The sequence below is a fragment of the Streptomyces sp. RG80 genome, from assembly GCF_040446465.1.
In the GTDB taxonomy this organism is placed as follows: Bacteria; Actinomycetota; Actinomycetes; order Streptomycetales; family Streptomycetaceae; genus Streptomyces.
In genome coordinates, this window is the sequence record NZ_JBEAAJ010000011.1 from 329,219 (window position 1) to 344,358 (window position 15,140).

At 72.3% G+C, this 15,140-nt stretch carries 11 protein-coding genes; 5 read left to right on the forward strand and 6 right to left on the reverse strand.

What is annotated here, in order from left to right; genetic code table 11:
• The first annotated feature begins 32 nt into the window (after window positions 1-32).
• The gene (locus ABKA17_RS36210) at window positions 33-3,773 is read left to right on the forward strand and encodes an nSTAND1 domain-containing NTPase (protein WP_353696591.1); all 3,741 of its coding nucleotides are present in this window, start codon (window positions 33-35) and stop codon (window positions 3,771-3,773) included.
• Here ABKA17_RS36210 and ABKA17_RS36215 read toward each other — a convergent pair.
• Window positions 3,763-4,218: a nuclear transport factor 2 family protein gene (locus ABKA17_RS36215; RefSeq protein ID WP_353696592.1), complete on the reverse strand. Its 456-nt coding sequence runs from the start codon at window positions 4,216-4,218 to the stop codon at window positions 3,763-3,765. The genes ABKA17_RS36210 and ABKA17_RS36215 overlap by 11 nt on opposite strands.
• Before the next feature lie 212 nt (window positions 4,219-4,430).
• Here ABKA17_RS36215 and sigJ point away from each other — a divergent pair, with 212 nt between their 5' ends.
• A complete protein-coding gene (gene sigJ, locus ABKA17_RS36220) occupies window positions 4,431-5,312 on the forward strand; it encodes an RNA polymerase sigma factor SigJ (RefSeq protein WP_353696646.1) in 882 nt (293 codons plus the stop codon).
• Here the strand turns inward: sigJ and ABKA17_RS36225 are convergent.
• A complete protein-coding gene (locus ABKA17_RS36225) occupies window positions 5,275-6,750 on the reverse strand; it encodes a GH1 family beta-glucosidase (protein ID WP_353696593.1) in 1,476 nt (491 codons plus the stop codon). The two genes, sigJ and ABKA17_RS36225, sit on opposite strands and share 38 nt — an antisense overlap.
• A gap of 120 nt (window positions 6,751-6,870) precedes the next feature.
• Here ABKA17_RS36225 and ABKA17_RS36230 point away from each other — a divergent pair, with 120 nt between their 5' ends.
• Window positions 6,871-8,412 carry a glycoside hydrolase family 43 protein gene (locus ABKA17_RS36230; protein ID WP_353696594.1) on the forward strand — a complete coding sequence of 514 codons (1,542 nt, stop codon included), beginning with the start codon at window positions 6,871-6,873 and terminating at the stop codon, window positions 8,410-8,412.
• Here ABKA17_RS36230 and ABKA17_RS36235 read toward each other — a convergent pair.
• From ABKA17_RS36235 to ABKA17_RS36245, 3 genes are all read right to left on the reverse strand, one after another.
• On the reverse strand, window positions 8,403-9,374 hold the full coding sequence (locus ABKA17_RS36235; RefSeq protein ID WP_353696595.1) for an aldo/keto reductase: 972 nt from the start codon (window positions 9,372-9,374) through the stop codon (window positions 8,403-8,405). The genes ABKA17_RS36230 and ABKA17_RS36235 overlap by 10 nt on opposite strands.
• Window positions 9,375-9,499: 125 nt before the next feature.
• Window positions 9,500-10,495 (reverse strand): LacI family DNA-binding transcriptional regulator, encoded by a 996-nt coding sequence (locus ABKA17_RS36240; RefSeq protein WP_353696647.1) that lies wholly within the window; start codon window positions 10,493-10,495, stop codon window positions 9,500-9,502.
• Between the two features lie 129 nt (window positions 10,496-10,624).
• Window positions 10,625-11,326 (reverse strand): restriction endonuclease, encoded by a 702-nt coding sequence (locus ABKA17_RS36245; RefSeq protein WP_353696596.1) that lies wholly within the window; start codon window positions 11,324-11,326, stop codon window positions 10,625-10,627.
• 289 nt (window positions 11,327-11,615) lie between these two features.
• On the opposite strand from ABKA17_RS36245, the gene ABKA17_RS36250 reads away from it, so the two are divergent.
• The gene (locus ABKA17_RS36250; protein ID WP_353696597.1) at window positions 11,616-12,797 is read left to right on the forward strand and encodes an FAD-dependent monooxygenase; all 1,182 of its coding nucleotides are present in this window, start codon (window positions 11,616-11,618) and stop codon (window positions 12,795-12,797) included.
• The gene (locus tag ABKA17_RS36255; protein ID WP_353696598.1) at window positions 12,797-14,335 is read left to right on the forward strand and encodes a hypothetical protein; all 1,539 of its coding nucleotides are present in this window, start codon (window positions 12,797-12,799) and stop codon (window positions 14,333-14,335) included. The genes ABKA17_RS36250 and ABKA17_RS36255 overlap by 1 nt, the downstream gene beginning before the upstream one ends.
• Window positions 14,336-14,390: 55 nt before the next feature.
• Here ABKA17_RS36255 and ABKA17_RS36260 read toward each other — a convergent pair whose 3' ends face one another.
• On the reverse strand, window positions 14,391-15,140 hold the full coding sequence (locus ABKA17_RS36260; protein WP_353696599.1) for a class I SAM-dependent methyltransferase: 750 nt from the start codon (window positions 15,138-15,140) through the stop codon (window positions 14,391-14,393).

Below are 15,140 nucleotides of genomic sequence, written 5' to 3' on the forward strand. Positions count from 1 at the left end.
TTCGTGGTGGGGCGGTCGGAGGGGGTGAAGGTGTGGCGGGGCGTCGTGAGGTGCCGGTGGATCCGGCGGCGGGTCCGGTGCAGCGGTTCGCGTTCGAGTTACGCGCGCTGCGGGCGGCGGCGGACGGGATCACCTACCGGGCGCTGGCCCAACGGGCGGGCTACTCGGTGACCACGCTGTCGCAGGCCGCGGCGGGCGAGCAGCTGCCGACGCTGCCGGTGGCCCTGGCCTACGCGGGGGCGTGCGGTGGAGACCTGGAGCAGTGGGAGGCCCGGTGGAAGGAGGCGGTGGAGGAATCCGCCGTTGACGGCTCCGGGGACGAGGACGGATCGCTCACGCCGTACCGGGGTCTGGCCCGGTTCGAGACGGGCGGCAGCGGTCTGTTCTTCGGCCGGGAACGGCTCACCGCCGACCTGGTCGACCTGCTGGGGCGTCGCCGGTTCGCCGCGGTCTTCGGCCCCTCCGGCAGCGGCAAGTCCTCGCTGCTCCGGGCCGGGTTGATACCCGCCCTCCGCAGCAGCCGGGAGCCGGGCCCGCGCCCGGCCGCGATCCGGATCCTGACTCCCGGCGAACACCCTGCCCGCGACCACGCGCCCCTCCTCACACCCGTGGCGTCCCCCGAGGACGGCGTCGGGGCGGACACGTTCGTGATCGTCGACCAGTTCGAGGAGGTGTTCACCCTCTGCCACGACACGGCCGAACGCGCCCGCTTCATCGATCTGTTGCTCACAGCCCAGCAGGCCGAGAGTCGCCTGCGGGTGCTGTTGGCGGTCCGCGGTGACTTCTACGGCCGCTGCGCCGAGCACCGCGACCTGGCCGACGCGCTGCGCGATGCCAACCTCCTGGTGGGAGCGATGAGCCGGGCGGAACTGCGCGACGCCGTCGTCAAGCCGGCCACGGCCGCCGGACTGACCGTCGAACGCGCCCTGACCGCGCGGCTGATCGAGGAAGTCGCTGAGGAGCCGGGCGGACTGCCGCTGCTGTCCCACGCCTTGCTGGAGACCTGGCGCCGCCGCCGCGGCAAGACACTGACCATGGCGGGGTACGAGGCCGTCGGCGGTCTGAACGGCGCCATCACCAAGACCGCCGAGGAGGTCTACGGCCGGTTCAGCGAGACCCAGGCGGCCGCCGCCCGCCGGGTGCTGCCGCGCCTGGTCGCCCCCGGCGACGGCACCCCCGACACCCGCCGCCCTCTCGAGCGCGCACGACTGCCCGGCTCCGGCCGGGACGACACCGCCCAGGTGGTGGAGGCACTCGCGCGAGCCCGGCTGCTCACCCTGGACGGCGACAAGGTCGAGTTGGCCCACGAGGCCCTGCTCACGGCCTGGCCCCGGCTGCGCGCATGGATCGAGGAGGACCGCGAACGCCTGCGCGTGCACCGCGACCTCTCCGAAGCGGCCCAGACCTGGCGGGAACTCGGCCGCGAGACGGGCGCCTTGTACCGGGGCAGCCGGCTCGCGGCCGCCCAGGAACACTTCGGCAGCGCGACCCACGAGGACCTGACCGACGTGGAGCGCGCCTTCCTCGACGCCGGCCGCGGCCATGAGCGGAGGGGCCGTCGCCGTTACCGGCTGGTGCTCACCGCGGTCACCGCTGCCCTGTGCCTCGCCCTCGTCGCCGCCGTTCTCGCCATGGGGCAGTGGCGCAGCGCGGTCACCGCCCAGCATCTGGCCCAGTCGCGGCAACTGGCCGCCCAGTCCGGTGCGTTGCTGGACTCCGAACCCGACCTCGCCGCACTGCTCGCCGTCCATGCCTACCGCACCAGTCCGACCCGCGAGGCCACCGCCGCCCTGTACGCCGCCGCGGCGCTACCGCGGCCCCAGCGACTGGTCGACGGCACCGACCCCGTGGATTCCCTCGCCGTCAGCCCGGACGGACACACCCTCGCCACCCACAGCTCGGACGGCGGGATTCGGATCTGGAGTCTGCCCTCGGGCCGGCTGCGACACACGTTCACCGGCCCCGGCGTCAGCGACATCGCGGCGTTCAGCCCCGACGGACGTACCCTCGCCGTCGCCACCGCCGCGGGCAGCGGCGCGACGGTGGGCCTGTGGGATCCGGTCACCGGCCGGAACCTGAGGACCTTCGCCGTCCCGGACGGTTCGGTGCGCGGGCTGGCCTTCAGCCCTGACGGTCGTGCGCTGGCCGCCGCCTCGCCGATGGCAGTGCGGGTGTGGGACGTGGGCACCGGCCGCACGCGACACCGCTTCACCGGCCATCCCGACCCGCAGGCGGTCGCCTTCGGCCCCGACGGACGTACCGTCGCCGCGGTGAGCCGCGACGGGCTGACGCGGGTGTGGGACGTGGCCACCGGCCGCGTCCGGACCACCCACGACAGCCACATCACGGCCTACGCGGTGCGGTTCAGCCCTGACGGCCGGACCTACGCGGCCGTCCGCACCGACGGTGTGGTGCAGCTGCGGGACGTGGCCACCGGCGCCCTCCGGCGCACCATCAGGGACGGCCCCGTCGGAGCGAACGAGGTGGCCTTCTCCCTCGACGGACGGACCCTCGCCGTACCGGGCCTCGGGGACTCCGTGCGGCTGTGGGACACCGCCTCCGGAACAGCACTGGCCACCGTGACCGCCGGTCACCGTGGCCAGGGGGCCGTGAAGGTGGCTCTCAGCGCGGACGGCCGCGCCCTGGTGACCAGCACCAACCGCGACCCCGCCGTCCACGTCCACCGGCTGTCCGCCGACCACCCGCAGAGCTCCCTGCGCGGGCCTGCCGGCACGTATGTGGCGCAGCTGGCCTTCAGTCCGGACGGACGCAGCATGGCCACGGTTCGCCAAGGGCCGCCCGGCCGTGGGTCGGTGCAGCTCTGGGACGCCGGGACCGGCGATCGGGAGGCCACCCAGGCGCTCGACACCGGCTCGCCGCCCCGGGGCGGGCAGCTTCCCGTCGCGGTGTCGCGCCTCGGGGCCGTGGGGTTCGGTCCGGACGGTCGCGCTCTGGCTGCCAGGGCCGTCGGGCACGGGGTGATCGAGGTCCGGGATGTCGCCACGGGCCGCCTGCGCGACAGCCGTGCCCTCGGCGCCGGCCACGAGGCGGTCTTCAGTCCCGACGGGACCCGGCTCGCTTTCGTCGGCGAGAGGGGATCGGTGCGGATCTGGCATCTCTCGACCGGCGCGGTGCGCACCGTCCACACCGGAGAGGGCCAGTCCGTCAGGGCGCTGGCGTTCACCCCCGACGGCCGCACACTTGCCGTCGTGGACATCGAGACCGACGGCGAGCAGGTCACGCTCCTCGACGTCGCGACCGGCCGCACGCTGCGCACCATCAAGCCCGGCGCCCGCAGCCCGCTGTCCCTCGCGTTCAGCCCGGACGGACACACCCTGGCCACCGCGAGCAGCGGTGGCGGAGTCGTCAAGACGTGGGACGCGCGCACCGGTCGCCTCCGGAGCAGCTTCGGAGCCGGTGGTGAGGTGGCGTCGCTGGCCTTCAGCCCCGACGGACGCACCCTGGCGGCGAGCAGCGTACGAGGCGTTCAGCTGTGGGACCTCGCCACCAGCCGGATCAGGACCACCCTGCCGACCCGTTCCCTCGCGACAGTGGCGTTCAGCCCGGACGGACGGACCCTGGCCGTCGCCACGGACGGTTCCGTCGGCCTGTGGAACGTCGACCTGCCCGACCCGGCCCGCGCGATCCGCCACATCTGCGAGTCCGTCGACGCCCGTCTCACCCCTGAGGAACGATCCCGCTACCTGCACGACCCATCCGCCGGGACCGGCTGCCCCTCGGCTACGGGACAGAACCGGGCCTTCAGCGAGTGACCTCGCCCTGCGGCAACGCGGAGCCCGTCAGGGGACTGTCGTCGAGGTACCGGATCTCGTAGACGCGTTCGGTGAACTTCCAGCCGTCGGGGGTGCGCTGGTAAAGGTCGTGGTAGATGGCGTAGTTCAGCGCACAGCGGCCGTCACGGCCGCGGCCGACCTCGGACATGTACGCGCGCCCGGACGCCGTGTCGCCGTCGAGCCGGATCATGCCCGGGTGGGTGTTCTGCACGAGGAACTCCACGAACTCCGGTACCCGTCGGCCCCAGGCACGGATCTGTTCCCGGCCGGACATCTCGGCGGGGATGTCGGGCATCCGCCACACGCCGTCCGGTGTGAACAGCGACGCGACCCGGTCGTAGTCACGCATCATCACCGCGTCGGTGAACTCACCGCGCAGCGCCTCGATCTCGATCCGGTCCGCGATCACCTGAAAGTCGCTCATCCTTGCCTCCCTGTCACCCCGCCGGGGGATGCTGTGCCGGTGTCAGCGGTACGACGACGCAGCTCCCACAAATGTCAGGCGAGCCGCCCGCCTCACATTCCGAGGCGCTGTCTCGTCGATCCGGTGAGTGCAGATCCGGACGCTGCAAGGCGGCACCGCAGGGCAAGGGGAGAACCGTGACCAACGAAGACGATCAGAGCCTGGACGCGATCATGAGCGAACGGCGTCGGCTGATCAATCTCGCCTACCGGCTGCTGGGTTCCCTGGCCGAGGCCGAGGACGCCGTGCAGGAGACCTACGTCCGCTGGTACGCCATGTCCCGCGAGCAGCAGGATGCCATCGAGTCCCCCGGTGCCTGGCTGACGAGGGTCGCGGGCCGTATCTGCCTGGACGTGCTCGGCTCGGCGCGGGCCCGGCGCGAGCGTTATGTGGGCGAGTGGGTTCCCGAGCCGCTGCCCGGAGCCACCCAGTGGCTGACCGGTCCGGCGGGCGGCGCGACGGCCGACCCCGCCGACCGGGTGACCCTCGACGAGTCGGTCGACATGGCCTTTCTCGTCGTACTCGAATCGATGACGCCGGCCGAACGCGTCTCGTTCATCCTGCACGACGTCTTCCGCTACTCGTTCGCCGAGGTCGCCGGGATCGTCGGCCGCACCCCCGCGGCCTGTCGTCAGCTGGCCTCCTCCGCTCGGCGCCGCATCAGCGCCTCCCGGACGCCCACGACCCCGGTGGCCCACCAGGCCGCCGTCGTCAGGGACTTCAAGCAGGCCTGGCAGGCGGGGGACATCGGCGCCCTGATGGGTCTTCTCGACCCCGATGCCACGGTCATCGCGGACGGCGGCGGCCTCACGCGGGCCTCACTGCACCCCATCGAGGGCGGGGAGCGGATCGCGCACTACCTCACCGACCTGTTCGCCAAGGCAGCCGGCACCCCGACCGTCCTGGAGTCCGTGGTCAACGGGCGGCCCGGTCTGGTCGCTCAGCGGGACGGCAGCACCGTGGCGGTGTACGCGTTCGACATCGCGGGCGATCGGATCACCCGGATCTGGGCCGTGCTCAACCCCGAGAAGCTCCGAGCTTGGGCGGGGCGCTGACGGGCGCCGTCGGCGGGAGGGTGCGGGTGAGCGCGAGTTCCCGGAACCACAGGGCACTGTCCTTCAAAGTCCGGCGCTGGGTCTCGTAGTCGACGTGCACGATGCCGAAGCGCTTGGAGTAGCCGTAGCCCCATTCGAAGTTGTCCATCAGCGACCACACGAAGTAGCCGCGCAGGTCGACGCCGGCGGTCAGGGCCCGGTGCGCGGCGGCGAGGTGGCGGTGGAGGTAGTCGACGCGCTCGGGGTCGTGGACGGCGTGGGTGTCGTCGGGGCGGGTGGTGAGGTGGTCGTCGAAGGCCGCGCCGTTCTCGGTGATGACCAACGGCTGCTCCGGGTAGCGGGTGTGCAGGTCCAGGAGGAGTTCCTCCAGGCCGTCCGGGTCGATGTTCCAGCCCATGGCGGTGTGCGGGCCCGGTTGCGGGAGGAACTCGACCTGGGGTGAGCCGGGCCAGGCGGAGCCGCCCATGTCCTTGTGCCCGTCGTTGTTCTGACGGGTGCTCGTGCCGTCCCACAGGCGGACGGCGGTGGTGGCGTAGTAGTTGACGCCGAGCAGGTCCAGGGGCTGGTAGATGTCGGTGAGGTCGCCGTCCTGGACGAACGCCCAGTCGGTGACGGACGCCGTGTCGTTGAGCAGGTCCTTCGGGTAGTGGCCCCGGAGCAGGGGTTCGGTGAAGGCGCGGTTGGCCAGCGCGTCGATGCGTCGTACGGCTTCGGCGGCGCCGTCGCCGTGTCCCCTCAGGACGTGGAAGTTGAGGGTGATCGAGTACTGCGGGGAGTTGGTGGTGACCGCCCTGAGCTGCTGAACGGCCAGGCCGTGCGCGAGGTTGAGGTGGTGGACCGCGGTCAGCGCCGCGGCTCCGTCGGTGCGGCCGGGGGCGTGGGCTCCGGAGCCGTAGCCAAGGTAGGCGGAGCACCACGGTTCGTTCAGGGTGGTCCAGATCGCGACACGGTCGCCGAGAGCCTCGCCGACGATGCGGGCGTAGTCGGCGAAGGCGAGTGCGGTGGCACGGTTCGTCCAGCCGCCCTGGTCTTCGAGTGCCTGGGGCAGGTCCCAGTGGTAGAGGGTCGCGACGGGGGTGATGCCGCGGGCCAGCAGGCCGTCGACGAGTCGGCTGTAGAAGTCCAGGCCCTTGGGGTTGGCAGGGCCACGGCCGGTGGGCTGGATGCGCGGCCAGGACAGGGAGAAGCGGTAGGCGCGCAGGCCGAGGGAGGCCATGAGGTCGAGGTCGTCGTCCAGGCGGTGGTAGTGGTCTGCGGCCACGTCACCGGTGTCGGCGTTCCAGGTCTTGCCCGGGGTGTGGGAGAAGGTGTCCCAGATGGAGGGACCTCGTCCGTCCTCGGTGGCGGCGCCTTCGATCTGGTAGGCGGCCGTCGCGGAACCGAGGAGGAAGTCGGCGGGGAACGACAGGGGCGTGTGGGCGTTTCCGGGGATCGGCATGAACACCGATGTTAACGTTAACACGCTGTCATGGCTTGCCCTGTGCCGAATTTTGTCGCCGCCCCACCCCACATGACGTCACCTCGCCTCGCCCGCCTCGTCCCCCCTCGGAGTGCACCCGTGCCGACCTTCGCCAATCCCGTCCTCGCCGGACACCACCCGGACCCGTCGATCTGCCGGGTCGGGGAGGACTACTACCTGGTCACCTCGTCGTTCGCGTACTACCCCGGGCTCCCGGTGCTCCACAGCCGCGATCTGGTGACCTGGCGGCCGGTGGGCCATGTGGTGCACCGCCCCTCCCAGGTGTCGTTGACCGGGCTTGACGTCTCTGACGGACTGTGGGCCGCCACCATCCGCCACCACGAGGGCACCTTCTACGTGGTCGTGACCCTGGCGAAGGGCCGCCAGGGCAGCGTCACGCTCCTCTGCACCGCCGACGACCCGGCCGGCCCGTGGTCGGACCCGGTCACGCTGGAGGCCGAGGGCATCGACCCGTCGCTGTTCTTCGACGACGACGGCCGCTGCTGGTTCACCGCCTGCCGGGACGCCGCCGAACCGGCCGTGACGGGCCCCGGCGAGCTGTGGATGCGTGAACTCGACCTCGGGACAATGGCGTTGACGGGCCCGACGCACATCCTCTGGTACGGCGCGATGCGCGGCGCCTGGGTGGAGGCACCGCACGTGTACAAGCGGGACGGCGTGTACCACCTGCTCGCCGCGGAGGGCGGCACCGAACACCATCACGCCGTGACCGCGGCCCGCGCCGAGACCGTCACCGGCCCCTACACCACCGACCCGAGGAGCCCGCTGCTCACCCACCGCCATCGCGGGGCGGCCGAACCCGTCCACAACGTCGGCCATGTCGACCTCGTCGACACCCCCGCCGGCGAGACCTGGGCCGTCGCCCTGGGCATACGACCGGTCGACGGCACCCACACCCTGGGCCGTGAGACGTTCCTGGTCCCCGTCGAATGGACACCGAGAGGGCCCGTCTTCGCTCCGGACACCGGTCGGGTGAGGCTGACGGAACGGGTACCGGCGGGAATCACGGGCCGGGGCCGGCACCAGGACGACACCGTCCGGGACGACTTCACCACGCCCCGACCGGCACCGGAATGGGCCGGCCTGCGCGGCCCGGTGGACGACCTGGTCGCACCTCACCCCGGGGGCGGCCTGACCATCCGCCTCTCCCCCGAGCCCCTCACCTCGACCGGCACCCCCGCGTTCATCGCCCGCCGCCAGCAGCACGTTCGGATGCGCGCGAGCACCCGGCTGCGCTTCAGAGCCACCGAGCCGACCCAGGAGGCGGGACTGACCGTCTTCCAGAACCAGCGGCAGCACGCCACCCTCGCGCTCACGGTCGACGCCGCCGGCACCCCGCAGGTCGTCCTCACCGCACGCGAGGCAGGCGCCGCGACTCGCCTCGCGGCGGTACCCATCACAGACGTCGACGTCGTCCTCGCGGTCGACAGCGACGAGTCCGCCTACACCTTCCACGTCCAGGACGGCGCCACCTGGACGACACTGGGCAGCATCGAGCGGCCCTTCTTCAGCACGGAACGCGCCGGCGGATTCGTCGGCGTCCACCTCGGCCTGTACGGCACGGGCAACGCCGGTGAGGCGCACGTGAGTTGGTTCGAGTACAGCCCGGCTCAGCCGTAGAAGTTCTTCTGCCAGCGGTGCCGGGCCAGCAGCGCCAGCTCCTCGGCGGTCAGCGGCCCGGCGTCGCCGACCGCCGCGTTGCGTTCCACGTTCGCCAGGGAGCGCATCCCGACGATGACCGTGGAGACCGCCTGCCCGGCGAGCGCGAACCGCAGTGCGGTGGAGGGAAGTTCGCCGGCGTCGATGTGCAGGTCGGCCAGGATCGCCTCCACCCGCTCCTCGACCTGCGCGGGCCGGTCGTCCCTGAAGTACCAGTTGCGCCAGTCGCCTTCGGGGAAGGTGACGCCCGCACGGATCGCGCCCGTCAAGGCGCCTTCGTCGAGGGCGACACGGACGATCACGCCGACGCCGTACTCCTCACAGGCGGGCAACAGGGCGTCGGTCGGGGCCTGTTCGAAGATGTTGTAGATGACCTGGACCGTGTCGATCACGCCGGTGCGCAGCACCTTCAGGACGTTGTCGGGTTGGTGGTCCTTCACCGAGATGCCGAAGGCCCTGATCCTGCCCTCTTGTTTGAGGGCGTCGATGGTCTCCAGCCAGTCACCGCGTCCGGTCCACTCGTCCTCCCAGGTGTGCAGCTGGAGCAGGTCGACGTGGTCGCGGCCCAGTTCACGCAGGCTGGTCTCCAGGCTCGCGCGAAGGTGGGAGCCGGGGAATGCCTCCATCGGGTCGACTCCGCTGGGCGCCAACGAGACCGGTACCTTCGGCCCGACCTTGGTCGCCACGTGCACGCCGTCGCCGCCGCCCGGGAGTTCCCTGAGCGCACGGCCCACGATGTGCTCGCTGCGGTCGTAGGCCCGCGCGGTGTCGATGAAGGTGACGCCGAGGTCGACGGCACGGTGCAGGGCACGTACGCCGGAGTCGTCGTCGGCGCCGACCCAGGCGCCCTGGCCCAGTCCCCAGGCGCCGTAGCCGATCTCGGAGACGGTCAGCCCGGTGCGGCCAAGTTCCCGATAGCGCATGTGCTGTTCAGACTCCCTGGATGAGGTGCCGGGTGCCGGCTGTCCGCGTCCCGACCTGCCCGTACGACGCTACCGACGGTGGGTGCACGGGCGACACCTGGCCAGGACAGCGAAACTTTCGATCTTCACAGGGCCGTACGGGGCTCCGCGGTGCTGCGTCGCACGACGAGCTCCGGCGTGAGCTTCTCCTGGGCCGCTCGCTCGCCGCCCAGCATCCGTACCAGCAGTTCGATGGCGCTCCTGCCGAGGTGGTCGAAGTCCTGCCGGACCGTGGTCAGGGCGGGTACGAGGTATCCGGCGCCCTTCATGTCGTCGAACCCGACGAGCGACACGTCCGCGGGCACCCGCACGCCCCGCTCCGCGAATGCCGCCAGAACTCCCATGGCCATCTGGTCGTTGCCCGCGAAGACCGCGGTCGGCAGGCCGGACTCGTCCGAGCAGAGCGCGTGGGCCAGCCGGAAGCCGCTCTCCGCGGTGAAGTCCCCTTCCAGCATGGCCCCTTCTCCTCCCCCGGCGGCGAGTTCGTCCCGCCAGCCCGCGACCCGGGCCTGTGCGTCGAAGGTGCGCAGGGCGCCGGTCAGATGGGCGATACGCCGGTGTCCCAGGTCGAGCAGGTGCCGTACGGCCAGCCGGGAGCCACGTTCCTGGTCGACCTCGACGCAGCCCAGATCGAGGTTGGGTACCCCGCCCGACATCACCACGGCCACCGGCACGTCCAGGACGAGGCTGGTCAGCGCGTCGACGGCGACCGGCCGGTCGGCGACGACCGCGATGGCCTCCACGGACTGGTCGGTGAGCCGCCGCAGCGTCTCCACCAGGTCGCCGGTGCCGCTCTCACCCTGCCTGCTGGCCAGGCTCACCCAGTAGCCGGCCTGTTTGGCGGCCGCCTCCACGCCGCTGAGGATGCGCGGCAGCTCGAACAGCTCCGACCCGGCGATCACCACACCGATCGTCGACGAGCGGCGGCTCTTGAGGGCCCTGGCCACGCTGTTGCGGCGGTAGCCCAGCTTCTGGATGGCGGCCTCGACGCGGGTGCGGGTCTCCGGTCGTACCGACGGATGGTCGTTGATGACCCGGGAGACGGTGATGTGCGAGACGCCGGCCTCGCGTGCCACGTCCATCATCCCTGGTGGCCGGTTCATGTCCCTCGCCCTCTGCCCTCGACGCCGGCGCGCGGCCTTGCGCTCACCGCCGATACTGTCACGCGCGATCCGGTCGACCACGCGCTCGAGGCCTCCCGCCGAGCTACGTCACTTCCCGTACGCCTGTTTCCAGCGGGCTCGGTGACGGGCGTCGCCCTGGCCTCGGCCGTTGACCTCGATCAGGGACAGCAGGGAGGCCCCGTTGTTCCACAGTCCGAGGTGATCGCGGTGCACGGCGAGGATGTGATGGTGCAGCGCGAACTCCTCGGAGGGGCGGCTGAACCGTGTGGTCGTGACGAACACGGCCAGATCGGCGCCGAAATGCACCCTCGCGCCCAGCAGATCACGCAGTTCACGGCTCGCGATCGCGCTGGTCGGCGCGTAGCGCTTGCACTGGATCACCACGCTGCGGCCGTCCGGGAGACGGCCGACGACATCGGCTCCGTTGTCGTTGGCGCCACCCACGCGCCGCACCTCGGTGCATCCGTCGCGTCGGCACAGCCCTGCCACCAGCTCCTCGAACTCGGTGCCGGTCATCGCGTCCACCTCGGCGAGTGTCCGGTGGCCGGCCTTCACCGCTTCCTCCTGCCGCCACTGGCGATCCCGCCCGCGCACCAGCCGGTCCGTACGCCACCACCACCGTCCCGCCGCCGCGAGGCCGCCGAGCACCACAGCCGCTGTCACATACGGCCACACCACCGACCAGAAGACGACGAGCAGCAGCAGGAGCAGACCCCCACCGATCGCCACCGACTTCAGCCGCGCCGCCCGCCGCCTGCGCGCGGCGGCGCCCCGTCCACGCCCCGTCACGTCGAAGCCCTCCCCCACCGGTCCGTGTACCCGCAGTGTGAGCCGCACCCGGGGGGACGAAAAGGGCGGGAGTCGGTCATGGCCGGATCGGATGGCCGGGGCGTCGACGATCGCGAATGGCCAGGACGTCGCTCCCATATGGTCTGATCCCACACATTGACAGGCGCGTGTCGACATGCTGTGATCAGGCGCTGCTCAGCCGGACCTGCGCCCCGTCGCATACCGCTCGGGCACCGGACCGCCCGCCACGAGGCCGGGGGCGGCGCACCCGAACCCAGAGTGAGGACCCATGCCGCAGCGCGCTGCGACCATCGTCGGCGGCGGCATCGGCGGGCTCGCGGCCGCCATCGCCCTGCATCGTCGGGGCTGGCGCGTCGAAGTACTGGAGCGGGCCCAGGAGTTCACCGAGATCGGGGCGGGCATCTCCCTGTGGCCCAACGCGCTGCACGCGCTCGAATCCCTTGGCCTGTCCGACACGATACGGGCACTCGGTGCCGTGGAGGCCGCCGGCGGCGTACGCGACGGCCGGGGCCGTTGGCTGTCCCGGACCGACAACGCGGAGCTGGCACGCCGCTTCGGTCACCCCTTGCTGGTCCTGCACCGCGCGGACCTGTTGCGGGCGCTCACCGAGGCGCTGCCCGCCGACAGTCTGCGGCCGGGCAGCGAGGTGTCCGCGGTCCACGACGACGGCCACCGTGTGGTCGTCGAGCACCGTGGCGGCGAGTCCCGGGCCGACCTCGTGGTCGGCGCCGACGGGCTGCGCAGTGCGGTCCGCCGGGCCCTGTGGCCCGACGCGGCGGGCCCCCGCTATGCCGGATACACGGCGTGGCGCATGGTCACCGAGCCCCTCGCCGAGCCGCCCGCCGAGGGCGCGGCGACCTGGGGTCGTGGGGAGAGGTTCGGCTACACGGCGCTGCCGGGCGGCCGCATGTACTGCTTCGCGACCGCGTCGCTGCCGGCCGGAACGGCCTTCGACTCGGCCGAGTACACCGAACTGCTGCGCCGCTTCGGCTCCTGGCCGGACCCCGTCCCCGCCCTGCTGGCCGCCGTCCCCGCGGACGCGGTGCTCCGCCACGACCTGTACGACCTGCCGCCGCTGCCCACCTTCGTCCGTGGACGGGTCACGCTGCTGGGCGACGCGGCGCACGCCATGACCCCCAATCTGGGCCAGGGCGCGTGCCAGGCGCTGGAGGACGCGGTCACCCTCGCCCACTGTCTCGACAGCACCCCGGACGTCACCGCCGCGCTCCGCTCGTACGACCTGCTGCGCCGCCCGCGGACCCAGGCCGTCACACGCCGCTCCGCCCGGCTCGGCGCGGTCGGCCAGCTGGCGTGGCCGCCGGCGGTGTGGCTGCGCGACACCGCCGCCCGCCTGACGCCTACGCGGGCGACGCTGCGTTCCATGACGCCGGTGCTCGGCTGGACCGCCCCCGGCGCCGGACCGACCGTGACGCGAAGCGGGACCCGCTGATGCCGGACTGGACCTATCACCCACTTCGCCAGGCGGCCGCCGCCGTCCTCGGCCGCCGCCGTTCGCAGCGAACCGCGCTGGGGCTGCTGGCCCGGATCGGCTCCCGACCCGCCGGCGCGCGCCTGATCGCCCGGGGGTTCGGCCACCGCCATCCGCCCCAGCGGCTCGCCGGTGACATCGCCGGCGTACCCGTGACGGTCCGCCTCGGCATCTCCGTCCCGCCCTCGCTGGCCCGCGAGACCGTACGCGCCATGCCCCCGCTCGGGGCCGGTGTGGTCGAGGTGGCGCCCGTGTCGGCGGCCGACGTCCAGGCCGTACGGGAGGCCGCGGCCGGCCGCTCGATCCCGTTGGTCGTCCGGACCCGCGACCACGAGGTCATGGCCGCCCTCACACTCCATGTCGACGGGTTCACCGACGGCGCCGACAAGCACCTGGTCCGCGTGTCCGAACCGTCGGTCACCGCCGCGGCCGCCGCGCTCGAGGAGCCCGGCACCGTCGTGCTCGCCCGGCCCGGGGTACTCGTCGAGGCCGGACCGGGCTGGTTCGCCCGGGTCACCGAGGCGGCCACCCCGACCGTGCCCGCGCCAGGGCTACGGGATGTCGGCCGCGATCCCCGCCGCTGGCCCGCCTGGTGGTGGGCGCTGCTCGTCGGACTCGGGATGACGGGAGCGGGACTCGGCGCCGCCGCGATCACGCTCGGGCCGGTACTGCTCTGGTACGACCGTGACTACCTCGGCATGACGCTGCACGACCTGCACCACGCCAACCACCACCTCGTGCACTTCCTCCAGCACGACCGGATCACCATGGCCGGCACGATGGTGGCGATCGGCGCCCTCTACACCGGCCTCGCCGTGGGCGGGATCAGGCGCGGCTGGGCCTGGGCCCGCGAGGTGTATCTGCTCTCTGGGGCGATCGGCTTCCCCACCCTGTTCTACTTCCTGGCCACCGGTTTCGTGGAACCCCTGCACACGGCGACGGCCCTGGTGCTCTTCCCGATGTTCCTGGCCGGGGTCCGCCGGACTCCGCACGCACCGCGGTGGCGTCTGGCGCCCGAGGGGCCCGAGCGAGAACGCCGTCGGGCGCTGGTGGGCCAACTGCTGCTGATCGTCACGGGAGCCGGCCTGTTCGTCGGCGGAGCGGTGATCTCGGTGGTCGGCCTGACCGGGGTCTTCGTGCCGAGCGACCTGACCTTCCTGGGCACCAGCGCCCAGGCACTGGAAGCCGTCAACCCCCGGCTCGTACCGTTCATCGCCCACGACAGGGCGGGGTTCGGCGGCGCCCTGATGTCCGCGGCGGTGGCGATCGTGCTGCTCAGCGCGTGGGGCTGGCGGCGGGGCGAGGCCTGGGTGTTCTGGACCCTGGGCGCGGCGGCGTCCGCCGGATTCCTGCCGGCCGTCGTGGTCCACGGACTCATCCACTACACGGACTTCACCCATCTCGCACCGGTCTACATCGGCATCGCCCTGACCGGCACCGGCCTGCTGCTGGCGCGACCGTACCTCTGTGCCAAGGCGCCCGCGCGGCCGGAGGACTGACCGGCGGCGTCCCGATAGTCGGGCCGCGTGCAAGGCTTCGGACGGGCCAGTGCGGTCAGGCGGCTCGGAGCCGGAAGTGCAGCAGACCGGTGCCGTCGGCGGGGGCCGGCCCGCCGTCCGCATCGGTGACCGCGCTCACGGCCAGACCGGCACTCGCGGCCAGCTTCTCGAACCGCTCCCGGGTGTACCAGTGCAGGACCCACGGGCGGTCCTCGACGGTGCTGTCGGAGCCGTGGTGCCGCTCATAGCGCAGGAGCGTCGTCTGGGTCCGGGCGGTCTCGTCGCGTTCCTCGGCGACGACGGACACCCTCAGCTCGGCGCCATCGGATGCCGTGGCCGTACGCACCCGGCCGATCTGGTCGGCCGGGGTCGGTTCAGGGGTGAACAGGGGCACCAGGGCGGTGCCGCCGTCGACCAGATGGGCGCGGATGCCGTTCAGGGCGGCGAGGGCGACGTTGTCCTCGGGGAGCAGATTGAAGGTGGGCCCGGCGAGGAAGATCGCCCGGTAGCGGCGGGGCAGGCGCAAAGCCTCCATCCGCTGGTGGAACACGGTGACTTCGAGGCCCTCTTCCGCTGCCTGGCGCCGGAGCCTGTTGAGCATGTCGGCGGAGGAGTCGACACCGTCGACGTCCAGGCCGCGCCTGCGCAGTTCGAGCAGCGGCTCACCATCGCCGCACCCCAACTCCAGTGCGGGCAAGCCGACTTGCTCAAGAAAGGCCGCGTAGGGCTCGGGGTCCTGGGAGTAGGACTTCAGCGGTCCGTACAGTTCCGCGACGATGCCCGTGTAAAAGTCAGCTGCGTCCAC

Bases quoted from the DNA above. Each gene is read 5' to 3' on its own strand.
- ABKA17_RS36215 (WP_353696592.1), bottom strand. From the start codon at position 4,218: ATGAGCGACTTTCAGGTGATCGCGGACCGGATCGAGATCGAGGCGCTG.
- ABKA17_RS36255 (WP_353696598.1), top strand. From the start codon at position 12,797: ATGCCGGACTGGACCTATCACCCACTTCGCCAGGCGGCCGCCGCCGTC.
- ABKA17_RS36250 (WP_353696597.1), top strand. From the start codon at position 11,616: ATGCCGCAGCGCGCTGCGACCATCGTCGGCGGCGGCATCGGCGGGCTC.
- sigJ (WP_353696646.1), top strand. From the start codon at position 4,431: ATGAGCGAACGGCGTCGGCTGATCAATCTCGCCTACCGGCTGCTGGGT.
- ABKA17_RS36235 (WP_353696595.1), bottom strand. From the start codon at position 9,374: ATGCGCTATCGGGAACTTGGCCGCACCGGGCTGACCGTCTCCGAGATC.
- ABKA17_RS36240 (WP_353696647.1), bottom strand. From the start codon at position 10,495: ATGGACGTGGCACGCGAGGCCGGCGTCTCGCACATCACCGTCTCCCGG.
- ABKA17_RS36225 (WP_353696593.1), bottom strand. From the start codon at position 6,750: ATGCCGATCCCCGGAAACGCCCACACGCCCCTGTCGTTCCCCGCCGAC.